This window comes from Paraburkholderia sp. GAS42, from assembly GCF_050436565.1.
Taxonomy (GTDB): domain Bacteria; phylum Pseudomonadota; class Gammaproteobacteria; order Burkholderiales; family Burkholderiaceae; genus Paraburkholderia.
Window position 1 is genome coordinate 475,218 of record NZ_JBNDML010000001.1, and the last position, 23,237, is coordinate 498,454.

Here is a 23,237-nt window from a genome sequence, read left to right on the forward strand (position 1 = left end):
GCGTCGCCAGATCCGGCGGCATGCGCATTGCGTCAGCCTGGAATCACCCGCGCGCCCGGCCGCGGGTGGTCAACGCCGTCTCGGACAGATCCACTTCGCGCATCAGCCGCGTCAGCGTTTCGTCGTTGATCTTCTGCTCCCCGCGCAGCGCGACCAGGGCCGCGCGCTCGGCGCGAATCGCGGCGACGCGCATCCGCAACTCCAGCGCTTCTGCCTCGCGGGCGAGCGCCGAACGCTCGCCTTCCTCGCCCAGCGTGGCGAGCCGACGACGGTAAATATCCATCACACGTGCGGTCACGTCCGCGGCATACGCCGACTCCGATTCATCGAGACCGGCATTGACCGTTTCGTGCAGGTCGTCGACGGCGCGGATCGCGGCCTGCGCCGCATGTGTGCGCGCGAGCTTTTCTTCGGCGGCGTGAGGATCGCGCCGGCCGCCGTGCGTGATGAGCGGCAGCAAGACCACAGCGACCAGCAGCGACGCCAGAATCACGCCCGATGCGATGAAGATCGCGACGTCGCGTCCCGGCAACGTGACCGGCAGCGATAGCACGCCGGCCAGTGTGACGGCGCCGCGCACGCCGGCGACCGTCGTTATCGCGACCATCCGCACGCCCGGCACCGCGTTCGTCACGCCTTTGCGCGCGGCGCTTCGGCTCGCATACAGGCGCAACAGCCAGACCCACGCGTAGCGCAGCACGTACAGCATGAGCAGCACCGCGGCCACGTAGCCGATCAGCAGCAACATCTGTGCGTCGCTGGTGTGATGTGCGTCGAGCAACGCCTCGCCGAGGATATGCGGGAACTGCAGCCCGAGCAGAATGAACACCATACCGTTGAAGACGAACTCGATCATCGTCCACGTGCTCGCGGCGCGTATACGCGAGGAGACCGGCCCGACGTGCATGATGCTGGTGTAATTCATCATCATCCCGGCGGCGACGGCCGCAAGAATGCCCGACCACCCGAAGTGCTCGGCGAACAGATAGGACGCGAACGGAATCAGCAGCGTCATCACGACGCCCGGCGCGGGATCGCCTTCTTCGGTGACGTTCAGATAACGCGACGAGACGAAGCTGAACAGCCAGCCGACTGCCGCGCCCGTGGCGAGTCCGCCGGCAGCGATGATCACGAAGCTGATCGACGCATCGCGCAGCGAAAACACACCGGTCAGCGCCGCCGCGATGGCGAACTTCAGCGCGACGAGGCCGGACGCGTCATTCATCAGCGCTTCGCCTTCGAGGATATGCATCAGCTGCGGCGCAATCCGCCCTCTGCCGACGATGCCGGTCAGCGCGACGGCGTCGGTCGGCGACAGCACGGCGGCCAGCGCAAACGCGACCGGCAACGGGATCACGGGCACGAGTGTGTGCACGAAGTAGCCGACCACGAGCACTGTCATGAACACGAGCCCAAGCGCTAGCATCAGGATCGCGCGCCGCAGCATGAAGAACTCGCGCTTCGGAATCCGCCAGCCATCCGCGAATAACAGCGGCGGAATGAACAGCACCATGAAGATGTCGGGATCGAACGTGACATGCAGGCCGAACTTCGGCCAGGCGAGCAGCGCGCCGATCGCGATCTGGATCAGCGGAAGCGGCAACTTGAACGGCAGCAGCCGGAGCAGAAGACCCGAGACTGCCACCGAAAGGAGCAAAATCAGAACGGTAAAAACGATTTCCATCGGATTCGAGCGAGGCGGATAAATGGGTTAAAGCGGGGGCTAAAGCAGCGTAAAGGAGGGCGTTTTCCGCGCAAGGCGACAGGCTCTGCCTGCTACAGGCACACAAGCCCGGAGTGTAGCCCGGCGCTTACTAAACTGTCGTCTGGCGCACACTTTGCCTGCTGCGCCGCCTGGCCCGATGCACCGTTACGGTGCGGTCCACGCCCCTGCTCGACGCACGGACCTTACAGTCGCTGCAAGGTGGCGCGCGAACTAACGCGATACGTGTGCCAGCGTGCGCACGGAGCTTGCTTATCAGGTGATCATGACGCACATTTTGAGAATGGAGCCAGCCCGGTCGTTCCTCGACAGGATCGTTCCACTCGCGCGTGAGAGGATTGCATGAGCATTGCGCAGCAGGACACGACAGCGGTCGCACCGCACGGCTTCGAGGTCAGTTTCACTTCGGGGCTGGAGCGGTTTTCGACGCGCCATGGGGATCTGGAGCTCACGAGCGTGTTCCAGCCAATTTTCAGTCTTTCGCACATGCGTGCGGTCGGCTACGAGGGGCTTCTGCGCGCGCACGATTCGCTCGACCGGCCGGTTTCGCCGCTCGACGTCTTTGGCCAGGCGGCCCGTATCGGCGACGTGCTGCAGGTCGACCGGCTTGCGCAGTCGCTGCATCTCGAGAACTTCAAGGCGCTCGGCGCCGAGCGCGAATGGCTGTTTCTGAACGTGCATCCGGGCGCGCTGACGGATCCGTATCACGCGGCCGCCCTGCTCGCGAACCTGAAGCGACTTGATCTGCCGCCGCGCCGCATCGTGCTCGAAGTGCTCGAGCAGCGCGCCGACGATCTGGAACGTCTCGCGGACGCCGTGCGCCAGTTCCGCGAGCGTGGCTTCCTGATCGCGCTCGATGATTTCGGCGCGGGGCATTCGAACGTCGAGCGGGTCTGGCAACTGAATCCAGACATCGTCAAGCTCGACCGTTCGCTGCTCGCGCCCGGCGCGATCCGGCCGCAAGGTTCGTCGATACTGCCGGGTCTTGTCTCGCTGCTGCATGAGGCGGGCAAGCTGGTGCTGGTCGAGGGCATCGAGACGGAAAGCGAAGCGCTGATGGCGCTCGCCTGCGATGCCGACTTCGTACAAGGCTTTTACTTCGGCCGGCCGAGCGCGCTGCTCGCCGATGCGTGCGCGACGTCCGCGGTGATCAGTGGTTTGACGGAGCGCAACCGCACGCTGACTGAGATGCGCGAGAAGCGCGACGCGTCGCGGCTCGCGCCGTATGTGCGTGCATTCGAGCGCGCGGCCGAGCGGCTCGCCGCCGGTGAGCCACTCGATGAGGTCTGCTGGAATTTCCTGTCACTCGATCATGCGGCGCGCTGCTTCCTGCTTGACGACAATGGCCGTCAATCGGAGCGCAACGTGGTGCTGCGCGCCGATCGCGCGGTGCAGATGTCGCGCTTCCTGCCGCTCTCGGATGCGAAAGGTGCGAGCTGGCTACGCCGGCCGTATTTCCGCGCGGCGATCCGCGAGCCGCAACGCGTGCAGGTGACGCGGCCGTATCTGTCGATCAACGAGGCAACGCTGTGCGTGACGCTTTCGATCGCCACGCGCGTTGGTGAACGGATGGCCGTGCTGTGCGGCGATATAGACTGGCATCACGAGGGCGAGGAGGTCAGCTCCCCGCACGCGATGATCTAGATCGTGGCGGCGCGCCCCGGCACGCTCATTTCGCCACCACCACTGGAATGCCGCTCAACGCGCCGCTGCCGCGCATCTGCGCAAGGGCTTCCTGCACGACGGCGGACGTCACGGGCTCGATGTTCAACGCGCGTGCGAGTGAACGCTCCTGCGCCTTCGCCGCGACGAGGCTGTTCAGCTTCACCGGACCATAGCCGCGCACGCGCTGCATGACCTGCGCGAATTCGATTGCGTTTTGCCGCGTCGCGGGCGTGAGCGAGCGAAGCAGTGTGTCGATCGTCGCTTCGTAGTCGGTTGCCAGTGCGCGTTCCATCCGGCGCTCCAGTGAGCGGCCGAACGGATCGAGCGCCGTGCCGCGCAGCGCGCGAATCTTCGCGAGACCGCCGAGCACGGGCCACATCCACTGGCCAAACTTCACCTTCTTCGGCCGTGCGCCGTGTGCGGCGCGCGTGACCGTCGGCGGTGCCATGTTGAAACCGATCCGGAAATCGCGGCCCGCAGTGCCTTCGAACTGCGCTTCGATGGCCTTGCGGAATGAGTCGTCGGCGTAGAGGCGCGCGACTTCGTATTCGTCCTTCACCGCGAGCAGCTTGTAGAACGTCGTGGCGACAGCGCGTGTGAGCGGCTCGCTCCCGCTGCCGGCGCGTGCAAGTTGCCGCTCAGCCATACGCGCCCTGTCGACGAGCGAGCGGAAACGCTTCACATACGACGCATCACCATACGCCGACAGACGCGTTTCGCGATCGGCGATGACGGCGTCGACGTCGAATGCTTCGTCGTTGGCCACTGCGAAAGGCAATGCGACCGCATCGGCACGCGTTTGCAGCAGAGCGTCGAGCGACGCCGGATCTTCCGCAGCCACGCGGCCGATCGCGAACGCCAGCTTGTTCGCTTCAATTGCGACGTTGTTCAGTTCGATCGCGCGCATTAGCGCCGCGAACGACACCGGCACCAGACCGAGTTGCCATGCGAAGCCGAGCATCAGGATGTTCGCGCCAATCGTGTCGCCAAGGAAACGGCTGGCAAGTGCCTGCGCATCGCACGTAGAGAGACGCTCCGCGTCCGCGGCGTGACGCATCTTGTCGATCAGCGCATCGGTGTGCAGATTCGCATCCGGGTTCTGCACGAACGTCGCGTTCGGAATCGCATGCGTGTTCACGACGATGCGCGTGCGGCCGTGACGCACCGTCTGCAACGCGTCGCTACTCGCACCGACCACCATGTCGCACGCGAGCAGCAGGTCGGCCTGCTGCGTGTCGATACGGACCTGGTTCAGCCACTCGTCACGCGCGGCGAAGCGCACGAACGACAGCACCGAGCCGCCCTTCTGTGCGAAGCCCATGAAGTCGAGCACCGACGCGCTCTTGCCTTCCAGATGCGCGGCCATGCTGATCAGTGCGCCGACCGTCACGACGCCCGTGCCGCCGACGCCCGTGACCAGAATGTCGTACGGCGCCGCGTCGAGATGCGTAGCGGGTGTCGGCAGTGCGTCGACACGTTTCGCGAGCGCCGCCGGATCGAATGCCTTGCCGGCGGCCTTTTTCAGCTTGCCGCCTTCGACCGTGACGAAGCTCGGACAGAAGCCGTTCACGCACGAGTAATCCTTGTTGCACGACGACTGGTCGATACGGCGCTTGCGGCCCAGCGTCGTTTCCAGCGGCTCAACGGAAAGACAGTTCGACTGCACGCCGCAATCGCCGCAGCCTTCGCACACGGCTTCGTTGATGAAGAGACGCTTGTCCGGATCGGGAAACTCACCTTTCTTCCTGCGACGACGCTTCTCCGCCGCGCACGTCTGGTCATAGATCAGCACGGTGACGCCGTCGATGTCGCGCAACTCGCGCTGCACCGCATCGAGTTCGTCGCGGTGATGGAACGTGGTGCCGGTCGGAAAGAGGTTGTGATGGCCGTGGTATTTTTCCGGCTCGTCGCTGACCACGACAAAGCGCGACACGCCTTCCGCTTCCACCTGACGCGCGATCTGCGGCACCGAGATGCTGCCGTCGACCGGCTGGCCGCCCGTCATCGCGACCGCATCGTTGTAGAGAATCTTGTACGTGATGTTGGTATTCGCCGCGACTGCCTGACGGATCGCCAGAATGCCCGAGTGAAAGTACGTGCCGTCGCCAAGGTTCTGGAACACGTGGCGCGTTTTCGTGAACATCGAATGCGATGCCCAGTCGACGCCTTCGCCGCCCATCTGGATCAGGCCGGTCGTATCGCGCTCCATCCACGACGCCATGAAGTGGCAGCCGATACCGGCCTGCGCGATCGAGCCGTCGGGCACCTTCGTCGATGTGTTGTGCGGGCAGCCCGAGCAGAAGTACGGCGTGCGCTTCACCGCATCGGCGGCGTTCGAAAGAATCTGCGGCGCGACGAGATCGACCACGCGTTCGCGCCGGTCGAGCGCGGGCTTGTGGCGCGCGAGCCAGTTCGCGAACACGGGCAGAATCCGCGACGGACGCAGCTCGCCGAGCGCGGACAGCAGCATCGAACCGTCTTCGGCGTATTTGCCGAGGATCACCGGGCGCGCGCCTTCGCGGCGGTTGTACAGATAGTCCTTGATCTGCTGCTCGATGACCGGGCCTTTTTCCTCGATCACCAGCACGTCCGACAGCCCTTCGACGAAGGTATCGATGCGGCCCATTTCCAGCGGAAACGACAGCCCGACCTTGTAGATCCGCACGCCGGCCGCTTCAAGATCGGCGACGGTGAGATCGAGCCGGCGCAGCGCTTCCATCAGGTCCAGATGCGCCTTGCCGCACGTGATGATGCCGACGTTCGCGTGCGGGCTCGGCGCGATCCATTTGTCGATGCTGTTGGTGCGCGCAAAGTGGCGCACCGCGTTCAGCTTGGCCTCGAGCCGCGCCTCGATCGACAGGCTCGGCAGATCGGGCCAGCGGTTGTGCAGGCCATCCGCGGGCGCGACGAAATCAGTCGGCACGGTCCATTCCGTTTGTAGCGCGTCGAGGTCGACCGTCGAGCCGGATTCGACCGTTTCCGAAATCGCCTTGTAGCCGACCCATGCCCCGGAGAAGCGCGACAGCGCCCAGCCGTACAGGCCGAACTCCAGCATGTCCGCGATGTTCGACGGATTCACCACCGGCATGTGCCACGACATCATCGTGAAGTCGCTCTGATGCGGCATCGACGACGACACGCAACCGTGGTCGTCACCCGCGACGACCAGCACGCCGCCATGTGGCGATGAGCCATACGCGTTGCCGTGCTTCAGCGCATCGCCGGCGCGATCGACGCCCGGGCCCTTGCCGTACCAGAACGCGAACACGCCTTCGACCGTGCGCTCCGGGTCCGATTCCACGCGCTGCGTGCCGAGCACGGCGGTGCCGCCGAGTTCTTCGTTGATCGCGGGCAGGAAGCGGATATCGTTCTCAGTGAGCAGTTTTTTCGCCTTCCACAACTGCTGGTCGACCATCCCGAGCGGCGAGCCGCGATAGCCGCTGACGAAACCGGCTGTGTTCAGGCCATGGGCCCTGTCCATTGCGCGCTGCATCAGCGGAAGGCGCACGAGCGCCTGCGTGCCGGTCAGGAAAATGCGGCCGCGCGTGGCAGTGAGATTGTCGGAAAGACGGTATTCGGCGAGGTCAGGCGCACCGTCGACAGGCAGTCGTGCGGTCATCGGGGAAGTCTCCTTGTTATGGCTTCGCGGGAACGGACGGGCAGTGCAACGTCGTCGCAACGAAAGAGACTCTATTTTTTCTCGCCGATTGGAGTGATTTATTACTAAGTGGGGCGGGTGGGCCGCTATTCGAGCGAGCCATTGGGCGAAATTTCGCCCTTTTGAGTGAGTTCTACCGGAGCGCTCACCGGGTGCTCACTTCTCCTGTTCGTGGGCCTGCGCCTGTGGTGCCGGCGTGTCGCGCGCGGCCTGCGCTTGCTGCGCCTTCTGCGCCTCGTATTCGTCGAGCGAAATGACCTCGTGGAAGTGCGAGTAGTCGATATGCGTCACGCCGTCCTTCTCCACGAGTACGTCCACATAGCGATGCCGCCAGCGAATGTCCTCGTGCGCCCATGAATGGCGCGCCATCATTGTCTGTGACGTCGTTTCGTCCGAGCCTTCGATGGTGATCAGCAGCGACACTTCGCGCGCGGCCAGCGTCGCCGGCGTTTCACCGAAGAGCGGACTGTTTTCGTCGATGACATGCATCATGTTCCAGCCGAGCAGAAACATCGGGTGCTGCTCGCGCACGAGCTTCATATCGTGAATCTTGCGCAACGTGAAGCCTTCAGACGTCGTTTCGCGGCGCATCAGCCGCAGCCTCGCACGGGCTTCCGAGATCACGTTCTGACGTGCGTTCGCGGCGCGCACCATCAACGTTGGATGACCGTCGACCGGGAAAACGACCGCGTAACGGGCGAACATGATCTTCGCGCGAGGCCGCGAGAAGCGCGCGAAGATCAGGCCGGTGGCGAGCGCGATGCCCGACATCCCGACAAAGATCTCCAGCGTGGCGATGCCGTGCGCGTAGACCGTCTGCGGATGCATGTCGCCGTATCCTACGGTCGCGAGTGTTTCGACGCTGAAGAAGAACGCGCCGGCGAATCCCGGCGGCGCCTGATTGGCGATCGACGCGTGGCCGAGCATATAAAGCGCGGCGAACGTGGTATTGAGCAACAGGAACAGCACCGCGAGCGACGCGAAGAATATCGGCCAGCTGACCATCAACGCACGGTGATAAAGATCCTGCCAGACCGGCAGCGGCAACCCATGCGCAATGACCGTGCGCGAGGTGACGCGTATCTTGCGGCCGCGGCGGCCGGGGAAATCGCGCTCGGGCGGCGTCGTTCCCGCCTTCGAATCGGCGGATGAAGCGCGGTCTGACGGGTCGTGGGGCATCGCGTTGCGGCGGGTGTGGAAACGCGCAAAGCGTAGCACGCAAGGGCGTTGTGCCGCGCGGTGGGTGTGCGCGCGTCAGGGCATAAGGAGGCGCCCGTGCGGCTGAAGTCCCGCGCTCGCCGGCGACGCGCGTATGCGCCGGCGCACGCCGACGCATACGCGCGGCCTCTAAAAAAACGCTTAGGGAAACGAACGCGGTTTCGGAATACCCGCGCCGTGCTCAATATCGGCAACGGCCTGACGATGCGCGGATTCGACCGCTTCGGCGAGTTCGTCGAAGCCGGCGTCGCCGCCCACCGTGGTCCACACCTGCACCGGCTTGTCGCGATGACGGATTTCGTACTCCGCATCCCAGCGCGCACCCTGCAGTTCCAGCGGACGCACATGGATCGCGTACACACCGTAGAGGAAGAGCTGTTCAGCCATCTTCGCCTCCAGCCGGTTTATCCCGGAATGGCGCCGAACGGCGGTATGGCCGCGGCGCCGGTTCTACATAGACTCTGGGACCAGGAGCCGCGCCTAGAGTTCGATTTCGCCGAGGATGCGATGCGCGAGCGCCTTTGCTTCTTCAAGCGCTTCCTCAGGCGTGGCCGACGTGGCTTCGACTTCGTAGACAGTGTTCTCCTGCTCGTCGCCGTCGTCGCGCGACAGCGAGACGACGCCCTTGTACTCGTCGCCTTCTACGTCGCGCACGGTTGCGATCGCCGTGTAGATACCTTTGGTGTAGGTGACGTCGACCATGATGCAACTCCGACAAGGTGAAGATTCCATCGTAGCACGCAGATTGAGGCCTTACCGGTGCGTGACCATCCGGGCGCGGGCGCGGCACACACGGCACGCACGGCGCATGCACTCACGCTAACGCGCCGCGCGGTATGCAGGCCGCGTGGCGCGTCTCGATTCATTCCCCGTCTAGTCTTCCAGCAGCGCGACGACTTCGTCGAGCGTCGGCGAATGCGCACCCGAATGCCGGCACGCCGCTGCGCCCGCCGCCAGCGAAAACGCGAGATGCTCGGGCCACGTGCGTTGCGGCGCGGTCATCAGGCTGAACATCAGGCCGCCGATCGACGCATCGCCGGCGCCGACCGTATCGGCCACTTCGACGCGAGGCGGCCGGCCTTCGTACACCGCGTCGCCGACGAAGAGCGTCGACGTCTCCGGCCCGCGTGTGACAAGCACCGTCGCCGACGGATTCAGCGCGCGCAGTTGCGCGAGCGCGCCAGCTTCATCGTCGGTCTTGAAGAGCAGGCGCAGGTCTTCGTCTGAAACCTTGATGAGGTCGGCGAGCGCGGCCATCTTGCGCAGGATCGGCGCGTAGCCGTGCTCCATCAGGTTGCGGTAGTTCGGGTCGTAGCTGATCTTTACGCCACGCGCGCGCAGGTCGGCGGCGAGCTTTGCGAGCGTGTCGCCGAGCGGCTGGCGCACGAGGCTGATGCCGCCGAAGTGCGCCCACTTCACCTGCTCCATCCAGCCTTGCGGCAACAGCGACGGATCGAGGGCGAGATCGGCGCTGTTGTCGCCCATGAAGAAGTAGGTCGGCGGATGCGTCTCGTGGACGATCGCCAGCAGCGGCGCGCGGTCGACGCGCTGCATGAAGCGCATGTCGAGGTCGGCGGCGACGCTGGCATTCCAGATCGCGTCCGAAAAGTAATCGTTGCCGAGCGAGCCGACAGAGGCCGTGCGCAGCCCAAGCCGCGCGACGGCGCGTGCGACGTTCCAGCCGGCGCCGCCTGGCACGGACAGCCAGTGCGAATCGTCGGTGCGGACCATGTCGGTGAGGATGTCGCCGGGAGAAACGAAGAGGGGAAATTCGGTGCTCGTTGTCATGATGGTCACCGTGTGGATTCAGTTGATGTTTCGGCAGCGCCTGCGAGTGCGTGCGTCAGCACTTCGTAGCACGCGCCCATCGTGTGATAGTCGGTCTTGCCGGCCGGGCTTTTCTCGTCGCTGTACTTGCGGTTGTCGCACGTGAGGATGCGATACCACGCGCCATAGCGATGATCGACGAAATGCACCCAGCTATAACGCCAGATCTCGTCGTACCAGTCCCAGAAGCGTTCATTGCCCGTGCGTTTGCCGAGCAGCGCGGCGGTCGCGAAGGTTTCGGCCTGCACCCAGAAGTATTTGTCGTGGTCACAGACGGTGCGGTCCGGGCCGAAGCCGTAGTACAGGCCGCCGTGATCTTCGTCCCATGCGTGCGCCATGGCGGCGTCGAAGAGTTCGATTGCGCGCGGCAGCAGCCACGGCAGCGGACGATGGCGTTCGAGAATCAGCAGCAGCTTCGCCCATTCGGTCTGGTGGCCAGGCTGGAAACCCCACGGACGGAAGATGTTCGAGCTGTCTTCCTCGTTGTAATGCCAGTCGACTGACCAGTCCGCGTGGAAGTGTTCCCAGACGAGACCCTGCGACAGCTTCGCCTGGCGCAGTGTGATGTTCGACGCGACGCGTTCCGCGCGGTCCAGATACACGAGGTGGCCGGTTGCTTCGTAGGCGGTGAGGAGCGCCTCGGTGGTGTGCATGTTCGCGTTCTGGCCGCGATAGCTGGACACGCGCCAGTCGGCGGTCGCTTCGTCGGCGTAGAGGCCGGCGGCGGCGTCCCAGAAGCGGTGTTCCATCAGATCGAAGGTCGCGCCGATCATCGGCTTCGCTTCCTCGATGCCCGCCATCGCCGCGTGCGAGTAAGCAAGCAGCACGAAAGCCAGGCCGTAGCAGTGACGCGTCGAATCGAGCGCGCGTTTGTGGCCGTCGCGCCATTCGAGTTCCCAGTCGTAGCCTTCGTGCTGCGCGTCCCAGTGCGCGTCGCGCAGGAAGCGCACGCCGTGGCGCGCGTACTCAAGATGCTTCGGGTCGCCGAACTGACGGTACGCCATCGCGTAGTTGAACACGTAGCGGCAACTGCTTACCAGATGGCGCGTCGTGCGGTCGTAGATCGAGCCGTCGTCGCGGAAGAAATGGAAGAACCCGCCGCTCGGGTCCAGCACGTTCGGCGCGTAAAAGCCGAGCGTGTCCTGGATATGCGAGAGCAGGAATTCCGGTTCGCGGAAGCTGGCGACGGGCGGTACAGGCAGCGCGGCATCAGCGTGCGGGCTAGCTTGCAGGTTGGCGTGATTCAGGTCGGGTTGCGTCATGGCTTTTTCACCGAAGTGCTGGCACGGGCTATGAGTTGGACAGGCAGGCGGACTTCCGTTTCGGCTGGCGCATCTTCGAGCAGCAGCTCGACGCCGCGCCGGCCGAGCGCTTCCTTGTCGACGCCGATCGTCGACAGCGGCGGCGAGGCATGCGCTGCTGCGGGAATATCGTCGAAACCGATGATGGCAATGTCTTCCGGCACGCGCAGGCCGCGCGCAAGGCAGACGCGCATCGCGGCGAGCGCGGCGGCGTCGTTGTAGGCGAAAACCGCGTCGACGCGCTCACCCGGCGCGTCGAGCAGACGCTCCATCGCGAGCGCGGCGCCGGCGTCGGGATCGAGGCCGGCGTCCATCGCCACTTCCAGCGACGGATCGAACAGCAGCCCGGCTTCGAAGAACGCGCGACGGTAACCGAGCGCGCGCTGCGCAATGCTGAAATGCGCGAGCGAGCCGCCGATAAACGCAATGCGCGTGCGCTTTTGCGCGAACAGATGCCGCATTGCGAGCGTGGCGCCTTCGGCGTTGTCGAGATTCACCGAGCGCAGGCCGGGCGCCCACAGATCGATCAGCACGAGCGGACGCTGCATCGCGACGAGCGTGGCGAGCGTCTCCGGCTCGACGAAGCCGGCGATCGCGACGGCGTCCGGCGAATGGACGCGCATCTGCCGGATGACGTCCTCGGTCGGACCGGCCGTCAGCAGCGACGGCACGATGCCGCGTTCGCGGCACGCGTCTTCGACGCCGTGCAGCACGTGCGAGAAGAACGGGCTGACGGTGAAGTTGTTGTGCTGGCGATGCAGAAGAAACGTGAGCCGGCGGATACGCGGACGCAACTGTGCCGCGTCGTAGCCGAGCTGGCGCGCGGCCTCGACGACACGCAGACGCGTGGCATCGGAGAGACCGGGCTGGTTTTTCAGCGCGCGTGAGACAGTGCCGATCGACACGCTGGCAGCACGCGCGACGTCACGGATGGTTGTCGCCATGTACTGATGGCCGGCCGTGAGGGCCGCTGGTTTCGAGTCCGGAGATTGTATAGTAAAACGGACTTGCGGAAACCCGTGACGCAGGGGGTTAACCCGTGTAAGTGGCTGTATCCAGTGGCTGCACGCGTGTTTTTATGTGTTTAGTAAAATCAACTAAACGAGGTGTGGTGGCGCGATGTTATCGGTCGTGAGCAGACGGCCGGATTCCCACGATGCAGGTTTGTCGTGTCAGTCTGATGTAATTCGTGGGGATTGGCGTCAGTGCCGCCGTTGCGCCTGCCGTTGCCGCTGACGGGCGTGGTTGCGAAGTGCGCAGCCGGGAATCAACCGTCGGCCTGGCCCGGCGAATCGATGCGCCCGCGCAGCAGCGCCTCGCTTTCGTCGCTGTCGATCAGCACGAAGCCCGACGGTTCCTGTTTCGCGCGGCGCTTCGCCAGCGCTGCAACCGAGGCGATTTCCTCGCTTGTGTAAAGCGCCACGTCACTGTCGGGCTTCACGCGCACGCCGCCGATCGCCATCGTCACGAAGCCGAAGAACGTCGGATTGCCGCGCCGGTCCTCGCCGTGGATCCCACCCGCCAGCCGGTCGGCCGGCGCATAAAAGCGCTGTGCGCCTTCGTTGAACGCGTGGATCGCGCGCAGTGCGCGTTCGCGCCAGTCGTCGCTCTGGAAGAGGATCAGGAAGTCGTCGCCGCCGACGTGGCCAAGAAAATCCCGCGTCGGGTCGCACACGTCGGCGAGCACCGCTGCTGCGAACTTCAGCACTTCGTCGCCTTGCCAGTAGCCGTACTCGTCGTTGAACGGCTTGAAATGGTTCAGGTCGACGTAGCACGCGTAGAACGCGGCGTCGTTGCTGACAAGTCGCGCGATGTGCGAGCTGATCGGGATGTTGCCCGGCAGGAACGTCAGCGGATTCGCGTAGCGCGCCGCTTCGATGCGCACTTCAGTGACCGCGCGCACCAGCTTTTCGCCGGTGCCGAGGCCGACGTATTTGCCGTTGTCGGTGATGACGAAGCCGTCGGCGAGATAGCGCTGGTCGTCGCTCGCGAGGAGTTTCGCCATCTGCTCGACCGTCATCGATTTTTCGATGACGACCGGCGACGCGTTGGCGAACAGCAGGCACGGACGCTTGCCGAACAGCTCTCGGTGATACGGCAGCGCGTAGCGATCCATGAACGCGCGGCGGTTGATCAGTGCGACCGGCTCGTCGTTTTCCACAACAGCAACCGCGTGCAGATCCGGCAAACGGTTGAAGAGGTCGAGCACGTCGTTATTCGTCGCTTCGCGTGGCAGCGCGGGCGCATGCACGAGCATCTTGTCCGATGCCATGCCGCCCGACGGCGACGCGCCCACGGTGCGCGTCGTTTCCGGGAACACCGCGATGTGATGCGCGCGGATCGCTTCGCGGGCGTCGTCGGTGACGAATCGTGGAGGCTGCGCGTGCGGCTTTCCGAAGAAAAAGCCCTGCCCGCAACCGATGCCCATATCGCGCACGACGATCAGGTCCGCTTCATTTTCGATGCCCTCCGCCACCAGCCTCGCGCCGCTCGCGTTCGCGAAATGCTGCATCGCCTTGACGGCCTCGAACTTGAGCGGGTCGCTCGCGATGTCGTGGATAAAGAAGCGGTCGATCTTCACGACGTCCGGTTGCAGGCGTACCCACAGGTTCATGCTCGCGTTCGCTGTGCCGTAGTCGTCGAGCGCGAACTGCGCGCCGAACGTGCGCAGCGCATCGATGATCGACAGGAAGTTGCCGATGTCCGGAATTGCGCTCTGCTCGGTCAGTTCGATCACGATGCGGGCGGGGTCGAGGCCCGACTGGCGTAACAGGGCAAGCGTGCTGTCGGGCGTGGCGGCGAGATCGTGGATGGCGTCCGCGCTGAAGTTGAGGAAAAGCTTGCCTTCGCATTCGAGACGCGCGAAAGCCTCGATACAGGTGCGCGCCGCGGCGCGTTCAAGTGCGATTGCACAGCCTTCCGCGGCTGCCTGCGCGAAGAGTGCATACGGCGCTTCCAGCGGCGTGCCGGATGGACCGCGAATAAGACCTTCGTAGCCGAGGATGGCGCCGTCCTCGAAATCGACAATCGGCTGAAACACCGCGGACAGCTCGCGACGGGCGATCAGATCTTCAATGCCCGGCGAAGGCCGGCCGAGGGGCGAGCGAACAGACATGAGCGAGCTGCCGAAACGATGGGGTTATCGACTTAACGGCCGATATGCGTAGCAGTTAAGTGAATCTTTGATGAACCATCGCACCGCGTTGGTGCTTTCGTGCCTGCGCCTACGCCATCTGGTCGAGGTGACGGTTGGCGCTGCGTCGCGTGAAATAACGAAAAAGCCGCACGAGGCGGCTTTTCACTTTTCGCTACTGCTTGATATGACTTACTCTCGCTCAGGACATCTCATGGATTATCTGTTCGACGCATCCCATCCCTCAACGGCGCGCGACGGCCGCTGGCGCGGCCTCCTTGCTGGCGGCGCGTTTTTCGGCGCTGATATCACGGGCGCCCCAGCGCTGCGCAAGCGCGGCGCACACCATCAGCTGGATCTGATGGAACAGCATCAGCGGCAGCACCACCGCGCCCACCGCATGCGACGCGAAAATCACCTTGGCCATCGGCACGCCGGCCGCCAGACTTTTCTTCGAGCCGCAGAAGATGATCGTGATCTGGTCCGCGCGATTAAAGCCCAGCCGCCTGCTGATGAACATCGTGAGCGCGAGCGCAATGGCGAGCAGCACGGCGCACACCACGAACAGGCCGGCCAGCGCGGTCAGCGGAATATGGTGCCACAGGCCTTCGTTCACCGCCTCGCTGAAAGCGGCGTACACCACGAGCAGAATCGAGCCCTGGTCGACGAACTTCAGTACGCCGCGGTTACGCTCGATCCACCGGCCAATCACCGGGCGCAGCAGTTGTCCGGCCACGAACGGCACGAGCAGCTGGAGCACGATGCTCCACACGGTATGCCAGGCGGAAGTGCCGCCGGCAGCCTGGTTCGTGATGACGACGCTTACGAGCGCGGGCGTGATGAAGATCCCAAGAAGACTCGACGCCGACGCACTACATACCGCGGCGGGCACGTTGCCTTTCGCAATCGAGGTGAACGCGATGGAGGACTGGACCGTCGATGGCAGCGTGCAGAGGAAGAGAATTCCCGCGTAGAGCGACGGCGTGACGAGCGGCGAAAGGAGCGGTTTAAGCGCGAGGCCGAGCAGCGGAAAGAGCGCGAACGTGCTTAGCAGGACGACCAGATGCAGCCGCCAGTGCGTTGCACCCGCGATGATCGCCTCGCGCGACAGCTTCGCGCCGTGCAGGAAAAACAGCAGCCCGACGGCAATATTCGTCAGCGAGTTGAACGCCGCGGCCGCCTGGCCGTGGACGGGCAGCAGGCTCGCCAGAATAACGGTGCCAACGAGGCACAGCGTGAAGTTGTCGGGGAGCAGTTTGGGGCGAGCCATCTCGGGAATCTCGAAGCAATAGGCGCAGTGTGACGCGAAAAACGCGGGCGCGCGAATGAGGGCGCCGGTCACTGAATGCAATCAATGGAAACGCCTATTGTCCGGCGTTTTCGATTGAATATGCAAATTCATTTGAAGAATCGATTAATGCACTTCGCGCATGTTGCAGGCTCGCGACACCTCTATGTTTATAGGCGCGATTTCGACAGGCGCCATCCATTCGGTCGGATTTACTGGCCGTTTTCGGAGTGCCTCAACCGGCACGTGGGCCGCGTGCTGTGGTCTGCCCGGAGAGCCTTGCCACATGCGCTTTTCGCGGAAAAAGCCTGCCGTAACATGGTGTTACAACCCTTCCGGTGGCATAACATTTTTTGCCTCGACACGCTGGATGGGCGCCCATAAATTACTGCTCACAAGCCATTGGGAAGTCGGCACGCGCGGCGTGGCGACGGCAGCGCGTCCGTCTCTCAAAACAGGTTTTGCCATTGCTCGAAAGGCGAATCTGCGGCGGGTCGTCGAGCAGGTGAAGGATCGTGAACGCAGGGTATTCGAAAAGGTTGCACGGGTTGCTGGGCGCGCTGATCGCGCTCCTGGCGTCGTTCGCCTGTGCGAAACCGTTACCGCCTGCACATGTCGACATGTCGCGTGGCGCAATACATGGTGGGGGATTCTTCCGGCCGGTCCAGCAGAATGCACCGGGCGGCGGTCGCTGGTACGGTTTGCAGCCGGGTACGCGTGTCGGCCAGGCTGACCGCAATCTCAGCATGGCACGCGCGCCGGCGCCGGCCTACGGCGGGTTGCCGCAGATGGCTGCGCAGGGTCGCCCGTTCCGCGTCGACGGCGAGCCGGTCCGCTACGCAGGCGCGATCACGCCGGTCAGCACCGAGGGTCGTTCGGCGCCGCGTCCGCCCGTCAACGCGCCCGTACGCGCCGGCTCGATCCGCGCCGATGTTGCCCGCTATAACGAAGAGCGCGGTGCCGTGCGTTCCATTCCCCATCCGCCGGACGACGTTCCCCGTCCGCCTCCGCCTTCGCCTTATCGCAACTGACCTTGCGCCGTACCGCAACTGACCGGGCGACGGGTTACATTGCGGGCGCGCTGCGCCCTGTCGCCGGTGATTTCTCGCTGGGTTTCCAGCCTCGTCCTCGCTGACAACGGCCTGTTTTTCCCGCACCCATTCCCCGCTTCTAACAGATGTAAGCCGCCTTCAGCTGTCCGCTGCCCGTCCAGCGCGTCTGGCCGCGTCCCGCACGCCGGGAGATATGACGCGTGCGCACCACACTTTTTTGAAAAACGTCATCTTCAGGGCACGATTCGGCCTCCGTTGGTTGTCCGGTTGCGGCAGCGCATCACGTAGACCCAATTCCGGCGCTACGCATGCCGGCAAGGCAATGCCGGCCACGCCCGGTGAACATTGGCGTGCATGTCGCACTGCGGTCAGACCTGGGCACGACCGTGCTTTAACAGGCCGTTATTCGAAGAAACTAAGCGGGCTCATATACCGGCAATAACCAGACATATTTTTTTTCATAAAAATGGTCCGCAAAGATGGTCTCCGCCCACTGATCCAGATCCGCTCGACGACCTGACGGACAACAACAACCGTTTGCGCGAGTAACCCGCCGCGCCAGCCACGCTTACCTTTGACAAAGACAGGAGAATCCATGAAAACAAACGTCAGCCGCACGCTGAAGACCACTCTCAAGGCAACTGTGATCGCCGGCCTGCTGGCAGGCGCATCGACCGCATTCGCGCAGTCGAGCGTCCAGCTCTATGGACAGGTCGATGAATGGGTTGGCTCGCAGAAATTCCCGGGTAACGAGCGCTCGTGGGTTGTGTCGGGCGGCGGGATGTCGACTTCGTACTGGGGCATGAAGGGCGCTGAAGACCTCGGCAACGGCTACAAGGCGATCTTCACCCTGGAAGGCTTCTTCCGCGCGCAGAACGGCCAGTACGGCCGCTTCACCGGCGACTCGATGTTCTCGCGTAACGCGTACGTCGGCATCGAAGCGCCGTGGGGCACGATGACCGCCGGCCGTCTGACGACACCGCTGTTCGTGTCGACGATCCTGTTCAACCCGTTCATCGATTCGTACGTGTTCTCGCCGATGGTGTACCACGTGTACCTCGGCCTCGGCACGTTCCCGACGTACAACACGGATCAGGGCGTGACCGGTGATTCGGGCTGGAACAACGCGGTGCAGTACCAGTCGCCGAACTTCAACGGCCTTTCCGCGACCGCGATGTACGCGCTCGGCAATACGACGCAGAACGGCGCGAAGAAGTGGAGCGGCCAGGTACTGTATTTCCACGGCCCGTTCGCCGCGACCGCCGTGTATCAGTACGTGAACTTCAACAACAGCCCGGGCGACCTGACCAATCCGGGTGCGTCCGGCGTCCTCGGTCTGAAGAGCCAGGGCGTGGGTCAGGTCGGCGCCTCTTACGACCTGAAGTACGTGAAGTTCTTCGGCCAGTACATGTACACGAAGAACGATCAGGGCGCGCTTGGCAGCTGGCACGTCAATACCGCCCAGGGCGGCGTGAGCGTGCCGGCGGGTCCCGGCACGGTCATGGCTTCGTACGCGTACTCGCGTGACGGTGGCGGCCTCGACCAGACGCGTCAGACCGCGGCACTCGGCTACGACTACCCGCTGTCGAAGCGCACGGACGTCTACGCAGCCTATCTGTACGACAAGATCAGCTCCCAGACGTCGGGTGACACGTTCGGCGTCGGTATCCGCGCGAAGTTCTAGGTCCCGGTGGCGGCCGGCCAGCCTCGTCTTTGCGAGAGGCGCCGCGAGTTACCGTTGTGACGTCGCAGAGATTCAGAAAAAGCCTCACGTTCTCCCGAACGTGAGGCTTTTTTGTCTACGCATCACGCCAGCTCCCCACGCTTTGCTCACTGTTCCTTGATAAAGTCTGCGCAACAGCCCCGATTCATTCCTGTTGTGAGCGATTAGTCATGGATACCCTCGTCAGCATGAAAGTGTTTCGCCACGTCGTCGAAGCGGGTAGCTTCGTTGGTGCGGCGGAGCGGATGGACATTTCCGCTGCGATGGCCAGCAAACACGTGATGCATCTCGAGCAGCAACTGGGCGCGCGTTTGCTCAACCGCACGACGCGACGCGTCGCGCCCACCGAAGCGGGCCGCGAATATTACGAGCGCCTCTCGCAGGTGCTGACCGAGCTGGACGAAGCCGAGCAGGCCGTTGGTGCGGCGAGCGTGGTGCCGCAAGGGAAGCTGCGGGTGTCGTCGCTGACGGCGTTCGGGCTGAGTCACGTGATGAGTGCGCTCGCCGATTACGCCGCGCAGTTCCCGCAGGTCACCGTCGAAATCACGTTGTCGGATCGTGTCGTCGAGCTGATCGACGAAGGGTTCGATGTCGCGATCCGGGCGTCGCCGACGGGGCTGAAGTCGTCGTCGCTGATTGCGCGGCAGATCGCGATGGCGCACATCGTGCTGTGCGCGTCGCCGGACTATCTGCGCCGCCACGGCACGCCGAAGACGCTAGCGGACCTCGAAAAGCACAACTTCATCCAGTACACGGGCGTGTCGGCGCAGGAACTGACGCAGGGCGTCGATGCGGGCGGCGCGCGTCTGCGACTTGCCGGCAACATGATCGTCAACCATCTGGAGGCGCAGCGCGTCGTCGTGCTGCAGGGCGCGGGCATTGCGATGCTCGGCACCGAAGTGATCGGCGACGATCTGGCGACCGGGCGTCTCGTGCCGCTGCTTGTCGATGCGCTGCCACCGCGTGAGTTGCCGATTCACGTCGTCTATGCGAGCCGCCGGCATCTGTCGGCGAAGGTGCGTTCTTTCGTCGACTTTCTGGCAGAGCGGTTCGCGAGCGAGGCGCTCTGGCCGACGCTCGAGCAGATCCGGGCCGCCGCCGTGCGCTGAGCATCGCAGCCGCCGGACGTGTGCGTCAGGCGCCGACGTCATCTGGCTATACTGAAGCTGAAAGAGAAAGCCCGATACGTTCGACGATCCGGGGGAGACATGACTGATCTTTCCATGCCGCAGTCCGTGAGTGAACCGGGCGCCCCGAGCGCCCCTGAGCCTCGCAAGCCGCAGCGGCCCGCGCGGCGCCTGCGCTTCGTGACGGCCGCCGCGCTCTTCGACGGCCACGACGCGTCGATCAACATCATGCGGCGCATCCTGCAGGCGAGTGGCGTCGAGGTGATCCATCTCGGCCACAACCGCTCCGTCGACGAAGTCGCGACCGCCGCACTGCACGAGGACGCCGACGGCGTTGCCGTATCGAGCTACCAGGGCGGCCACGTCGAATACTTCCGCTACCTCGTCGACCTGCTGCGTGAACGCGGCGGCGCGCGGATCAAGGTATTCGGCGGCGGAGGCGGCGTGATCGTCCCCGATGAAATCGCTGAACTCGAACGCTATGGCGTCGAGCGGATCTACTCGCCGCAGGACGGCCAGCGGCTCGGCCTGCAAGGCATGATCGACGACATGATGGCGCGGTGCGCGACGACTTCGACGGAAACGGCAGTCAGCGAAACGGCGCTCGATGCTGATATCGCTTGCCAACCGGAGCACGCGTTCCGCCAGCTCGCCCAGCGCATCACGGCGCTTGAAGCCGGTCAGCGGGCAGGTGGTGGTACAGGTGGTACAGGTGGTACATCGTCGTCAACAGAAACGCCCATCGGCCGCAAGCAAACCACACAGACTCCGGTGCTGGGCGTTACGGGCACGGGCGGCGCGGGCAAGTCGTCGCTGACTGACGAACTGATCCGCCGCTTTCGCCTCGACTATGGCGACGCGCTCAACATCGCGGTGCTCGCCATCGATCCGTCGCGCCGCAAGTCGGGCGGCGCGTTGCTGGGCGACCGCATCCGCATGAACGCGATCGGCGACTGGGGCAACGGTCCGCGCGTCTTCATGCGTTCGATGGCGACGCGCGAAGCGTCGAGCGAACTCTCCGACGCGCTGCCTGACGCGATCGCCGCATGCAGGGCGGCGGGCTTCGACCTGATCGTGGTGGAAACGTCGGGCATCGGTCAGGGCGACGCGGCGATTGTGCCGCTGGTGGACCAGTCGCTGTATGTGATGACGCCGGAGTTCGGGGCCGCGAGCCAGCTCGAAAAAATCGACATGCTCGATTTCGCGGATTTCGTCGCGATCAACAAGTTCGACCGCAAGGGCGCCGCCGATGCGTTGCGCGACGTGGCGAAACAGGTGCAGCGCAATAGCGGCAAATTTTCAGCGTCGCCGGACGCCATGCCGGTGTTCGGCACCATCGCATCCCGCTTCAACGACGATGGTGTAACCGCGCTTTATCAGCAACTGTCGAAGGCACTGCGCGCGCATGGTTTGCGCGAGGGCGACACCCATCTGCCGAAGCTCGAAGGCGTGCGCCATTCATCGGACCGCAACGCGATCGTGCCGCCCGCGCGCGTGCGCTATCTCGCCGACGTCGCGCAGACCGTCGTAGCGTATCGGGAGCGGACGGCGCATCAATCGCGCATTGCACGCGAACGCTGGCAATTGAGCGAAGCGCGCCGGATGCTTGATGAGCAGGCACACGTGCCGAATGAAGGCGCTACACACACAGCCTTAAACGCGCTGATCGAAAGCAGAACCGCCGAACTCGGCGACCGCGAAAACGCATTGCTCGCCGGCTGGCCGAAAACCGTCGCCGACTATTCCGGCGACGAGCACGTCGTGCGCATCCGCGACCGCGAAATCCGCACCGCGCTCACCGTGTCGACGCTTTCCGGCACGACGATCCGCAAGGTTGCGTTACCAGCCTTCGTCGATCCGGGCGAAATCCTGCGCTGGCTGATGCTCGAAAACCTGCCCGGCTATTTTCCGTTCACGGCGGGTGTGTTCCCGTTCAAGCGCGAAAACGAAGACCCGACGCGCATGTTCGCGGGCGAAGGCGATCCGTTTCGCACCAACCGTCGTTTCAAACTGCTATCCGAAGGCATGCCGGCGAAGCGCCTTTCGACCGCGTTCGATTCGGTCACGCTCTACGGCGAAGAGCCGGACGAGCGGCCGGACATCTACGGCAAGGTCGGCAACTCCGGCGTCTCGGTGGCGACGCTCGACGACCTGAAAGCCCTCTACGACGGCTTCGACCTCTGCGCACCGGAGACCTCGGTTTCGATGACGATCAACGGTCCCGCGCCGACGATCCTCGCGATGTTCTTCAACGCCGCGATCGATCAGCAACTGGACCAGGTACTAGCTCGCGCGAAACAGGAAAACCGCGCGCCCACCGAAGCCGAACTCGCCGAAGCGCGCATGTACGCGCTGCAGAACGTCCGCGGCACGGTACAGGCCGACATTCTTAAAGAAGATCAGGGACAAAACACCTGCATTTTCTCGACGGAATTCAGCCTGAAAGTGATGGGCGACATTCAGGCGTACTTTGTCGAACACGATGTGCGCAACTTCTACTCGGTGTCGATTTCCGGCTATCACATCGCCGAAGCGGGCGCGAACCCGATCTCGCAGCTCGCGTACACGCTCGCGAACGGCTTCACGTATGTCGAGGCGTATCTGGCCCGTGGCATGTCGGTCGACGATTTCGCGCCGAACCTGTCGTTCTTCTTCTCGAACGGGATGGACCCGGAATACACGGTGCTCGGACGCGTCGCGCGCCGCATCTGGGCGATTGCGATGCGCGACCGTTACGGCGCGAACGAGCGCAGCCAGAAGCTGAAGTATCACGTCCAGACATCCGGACGCAGCCTGCACGCACAGGAAATCGACTTCAACGATATCCGCACGACCTTGCAGGCGCTGATCGCGATCTATGACAACTGCAATTCGCTGCACACCAACGCGTTCGACGAAGCGATCACGACGCCCACCGAAGACTCCGTGCGGCGCGCGATTGCGATCCAGTTGATCATCAACCGCGAGTGGGGCCTCGCGAAGAACCAGAATCCGAATCAGGGCAGCTTTATCGTCGAGGAACTGACCGATCTGGTCGAAGCTGCCGTGCTCGCGGAATTCGACCGGCTGACGGAGCGCGGCGGCGTGCTCGGCGCGATGGAAACGGGCTATCAGCGCGGCCGCATCCAGGACGAATCGATGCTGTACGAGCATCGGAAGCATGACGGGTCGTATCCGATTGTCGGGGTGAACACGTTCCTGAGCGCGCATCCACACGATGCACCGCAGGCGATAGCGCTCGCGCGCTCGACGGAGGAAGAAAAGCAGGGACAACTCACGCGTCTGCGCGACTTTCAGGCGCGGCATCGCGACGAAGCGCCGGCCGCCCTTCTTCGCCTGAAACGCGCCGTGATCGACGACGCGAACGTGTTCGAGGTACTGATGGATGTCGTGCGCGTCTGCTCACTGGGGCAGATATCGCACGCGCTGTTCGAAGTTGGCGGGCAGTATCGAAGGAATATGTGATGCCCGGTGACCGGCTTGTCATCCAGCCGGCCGCCGGTCGCCGGGCGTTGTTACGCA

The 23,237-nt window shown here is 64.0% G+C and carries 15 protein-coding genes; 5 read left to right on the forward strand and 10 right to left on the reverse strand.

Features of this window, described 5'->3' with window-relative positions:
* Positions 1-43: 43 nt before the first annotated feature.
* Positions 44-1,684, reverse strand: a complete 1,641-nt coding sequence (locus tag P3T16_RS02205; protein ID WP_429341000.1) for a Na+/H+ antiporter — start codon at positions 1,682-1,684, stop codon at positions 44-46.
* 381 nt (positions 1,685-2,065) lie between these two features.
* On the opposite strand from P3T16_RS02205, the gene P3T16_RS02210 reads away from it, so the two are divergent.
* Positions 2,066-3,367, forward strand: a complete 1,302-nt coding sequence (locus tag P3T16_RS02210) for an EAL domain-containing protein (RefSeq protein ID WP_429254984.1) — start codon at positions 2,066-2,068, stop codon at positions 3,365-3,367.
* A 25-nt stretch (positions 3,368-3,392) separates the two neighbouring features.
* Here P3T16_RS02210 and P3T16_RS02215 read toward each other — a convergent pair whose 3' ends face one another.
* From P3T16_RS02215 to P3T16_RS02255, 9 genes are all read right to left on the reverse strand, one after another.
* The gene (locus tag P3T16_RS02215) at positions 3,393-7,007 is read right to left on the reverse strand and encodes an indolepyruvate ferredoxin oxidoreductase family protein (protein ID WP_429341001.1); all 3,615 of its coding nucleotides are present in this window, start codon (positions 7,005-7,007) and stop codon (positions 3,393-3,395) included.
* A 195-nt stretch (positions 7,008-7,202) separates the two neighbouring features.
* Entirely contained in the window at positions 7,203-8,225 is a 1,023-nt protein-coding gene (locus P3T16_RS02220; protein WP_429341002.1) for an ion channel, read from the reverse strand.
* A gap of 180 nt (positions 8,226-8,405) precedes the next feature.
* On the reverse strand, positions 8,406-8,651 hold the full coding sequence (locus tag P3T16_RS02225; RefSeq protein WP_429254981.1) for a hypothetical protein: 246 nt from the start codon (positions 8,649-8,651) through the stop codon (positions 8,406-8,408).
* Positions 8,652-8,744: 93 nt separating this feature from the next.
* A complete protein-coding gene (locus P3T16_RS02230) occupies positions 8,745-8,966 on the reverse strand; it encodes a hypothetical protein (protein WP_429254980.1) in 222 nt (73 codons plus the stop codon).
* 171 nt (positions 8,967-9,137) lie between these two features.
* Complete coding sequence (locus P3T16_RS02235) at positions 9,138-10,052, reverse strand: carbohydrate kinase family protein (RefSeq protein ID WP_429341003.1); 915 nt, start codon at positions 10,050-10,052, stop codon at positions 9,138-9,140.
* A gap of 5 nt (positions 10,053-10,057) precedes the next feature.
* Positions 10,058-11,353: an AGE family epimerase/isomerase gene (locus P3T16_RS02240; RefSeq protein ID WP_429341004.1), complete on the reverse strand. Its 1,296-nt coding sequence runs from the start codon at positions 11,351-11,353 to the stop codon at positions 10,058-10,060.
* Complete coding sequence (locus P3T16_RS02245; protein ID WP_429254977.1) at positions 11,350-12,336, reverse strand: LacI family DNA-binding transcriptional regulator; 987 nt, start codon at positions 12,334-12,336, stop codon at positions 11,350-11,352. The genes P3T16_RS02240 and P3T16_RS02245 overlap by 4 nt, the downstream gene beginning before the upstream one ends.
* A gap of 323 nt (positions 12,337-12,659) precedes the next feature.
* A complete protein-coding gene (locus P3T16_RS02250) occupies positions 12,660-14,507 on the reverse strand; it encodes an EAL domain-containing protein (protein ID WP_429341005.1) in 1,848 nt (615 codons plus the stop codon).
* A gap of 262 nt (positions 14,508-14,769) precedes the next feature.
* On the reverse strand, positions 14,770-15,795 hold the full coding sequence (locus P3T16_RS02255; RefSeq protein WP_429341006.1) for a bile acid:sodium symporter family protein: 1,026 nt from the start codon (positions 15,793-15,795) through the stop codon (positions 14,770-14,772).
* 533 nt (positions 15,796-16,328) lie between these two features.
* Here P3T16_RS02255 and P3T16_RS02260 point away from each other — a divergent pair.
* The 4 genes from P3T16_RS02260 to icmF all read left to right on the forward strand — a co-directional run bounded on the left by P3T16_RS02260 (position 16,329) and on the right by icmF (position 23,180).
* On the forward strand, positions 16,329-16,844 hold the full coding sequence (locus P3T16_RS02260) for a hypothetical protein (protein ID WP_429341007.1): 516 nt from the start codon (positions 16,329-16,331) through the stop codon (positions 16,842-16,844).
* 616 nt (positions 16,845-17,460) lie between these two features.
* Positions 17,461-18,549 carry a porin gene (locus P3T16_RS02265; protein WP_429341008.1) on the forward strand — a complete coding sequence of 363 codons (1,089 nt, stop codon included), beginning with the start codon at positions 17,461-17,463 and terminating at the stop codon, positions 18,547-18,549.
* A gap of 209 nt (positions 18,550-18,758) precedes the next feature.
* Positions 18,759-19,697, forward strand: a complete 939-nt coding sequence (locus P3T16_RS02270) for a LysR family transcriptional regulator (RefSeq protein ID WP_429341009.1) — start codon at positions 18,759-18,761, stop codon at positions 19,695-19,697.
* A 99-nt stretch (positions 19,698-19,796) separates the two neighbouring features.
* Positions 19,797-23,180 carry a fused isobutyryl-CoA mutase/GTPase IcmF gene (icmF, locus tag P3T16_RS02275; RefSeq protein ID WP_429341010.1) on the forward strand — a complete coding sequence of 1,128 codons (3,384 nt, stop codon included), beginning with the start codon at positions 19,797-19,799 and terminating at the stop codon, positions 23,178-23,180.
* Positions 23,181-23,237: the final 57 nt, after the last annotated feature.

Bases quoted from the DNA above. Each gene is read 5' to 3' on its own strand.
- P3T16_RS02220 (WP_429341002.1), bottom strand. From the start codon at position 8,225: ATGCCCCACGACCCGTCAGACCGCGCTTCATCCGCCGATTCGAAGGCG.
- P3T16_RS02255 (WP_429341006.1), bottom strand. From the start codon at position 15,795: ATGGCTCGCCCCAAACTGCTCCCCGACAACTTCACGCTGTGCCTCGTT.
- P3T16_RS02250 (WP_429341005.1), bottom strand. From the start codon at position 14,507: ATGTCTGTTCGCTCGCCCCTCGGCCGGCCTTCGCCGGGCATTGAAGAT.
- P3T16_RS02205 (WP_429341000.1), bottom strand. From the start codon at position 1,684: ATGGAAATCGTTTTTACCGTTCTGATTTTGCTCCTTTCGGTGGCAGTC.
- P3T16_RS02265 (WP_429341008.1), top strand. From the start codon at position 17,461: ATGAAAACAAACGTCAGCCGCACGCTGAAGACCACTCTCAAGGCAACT.
- P3T16_RS02210 (WP_429254984.1), top strand. From the start codon at position 2,066: ATGAGCATTGCGCAGCAGGACACGACAGCGGTCGCACCGCACGGCTTC.
- P3T16_RS02235 (WP_429341003.1), bottom strand. From the start codon at position 10,052: ATGACAACGAGCACCGAATTTCCCCTCTTCGTTTCTCCCGGCGACATC.
- P3T16_RS02225 (WP_429254981.1), bottom strand. From the start codon at position 8,651: ATGGCTGAACAGCTCTTCCTCTACGGTGTGTACGCGATCCATGTGCGT.
- P3T16_RS02215 (WP_429341001.1), bottom strand. From the start codon at position 7,007: ATGACCGCACGACTGCCTGTCGACGGTGCGCCTGACCTCGCCGAATAC.
- P3T16_RS02270 (WP_429341009.1), top strand. From the start codon at position 18,759: ATGGATACCCTCGTCAGCATGAAAGTGTTTCGCCACGTCGTCGAAGCG.
- P3T16_RS02240 (WP_429341004.1), bottom strand. From the start codon at position 11,353: ATGACGCAACCCGACCTGAATCACGCCAACCTGCAAGCTAGCCCGCAC.
- P3T16_RS02245 (WP_429254977.1), bottom strand. From the start codon at position 12,336: ATGGCGACAACCATCCGTGACGTCGCGCGTGCTGCCAGCGTGTCGATC.
- P3T16_RS02230 (WP_429254980.1), bottom strand. From the start codon at position 8,966: ATGGTCGACGTCACCTACACCAAAGGTATCTACACGGCGATCGCAACC.
- icmF (WP_429341010.1), top strand. From the start codon at position 19,797: ATGACTGATCTTTCCATGCCGCAGTCCGTGAGTGAACCGGGCGCCCCG.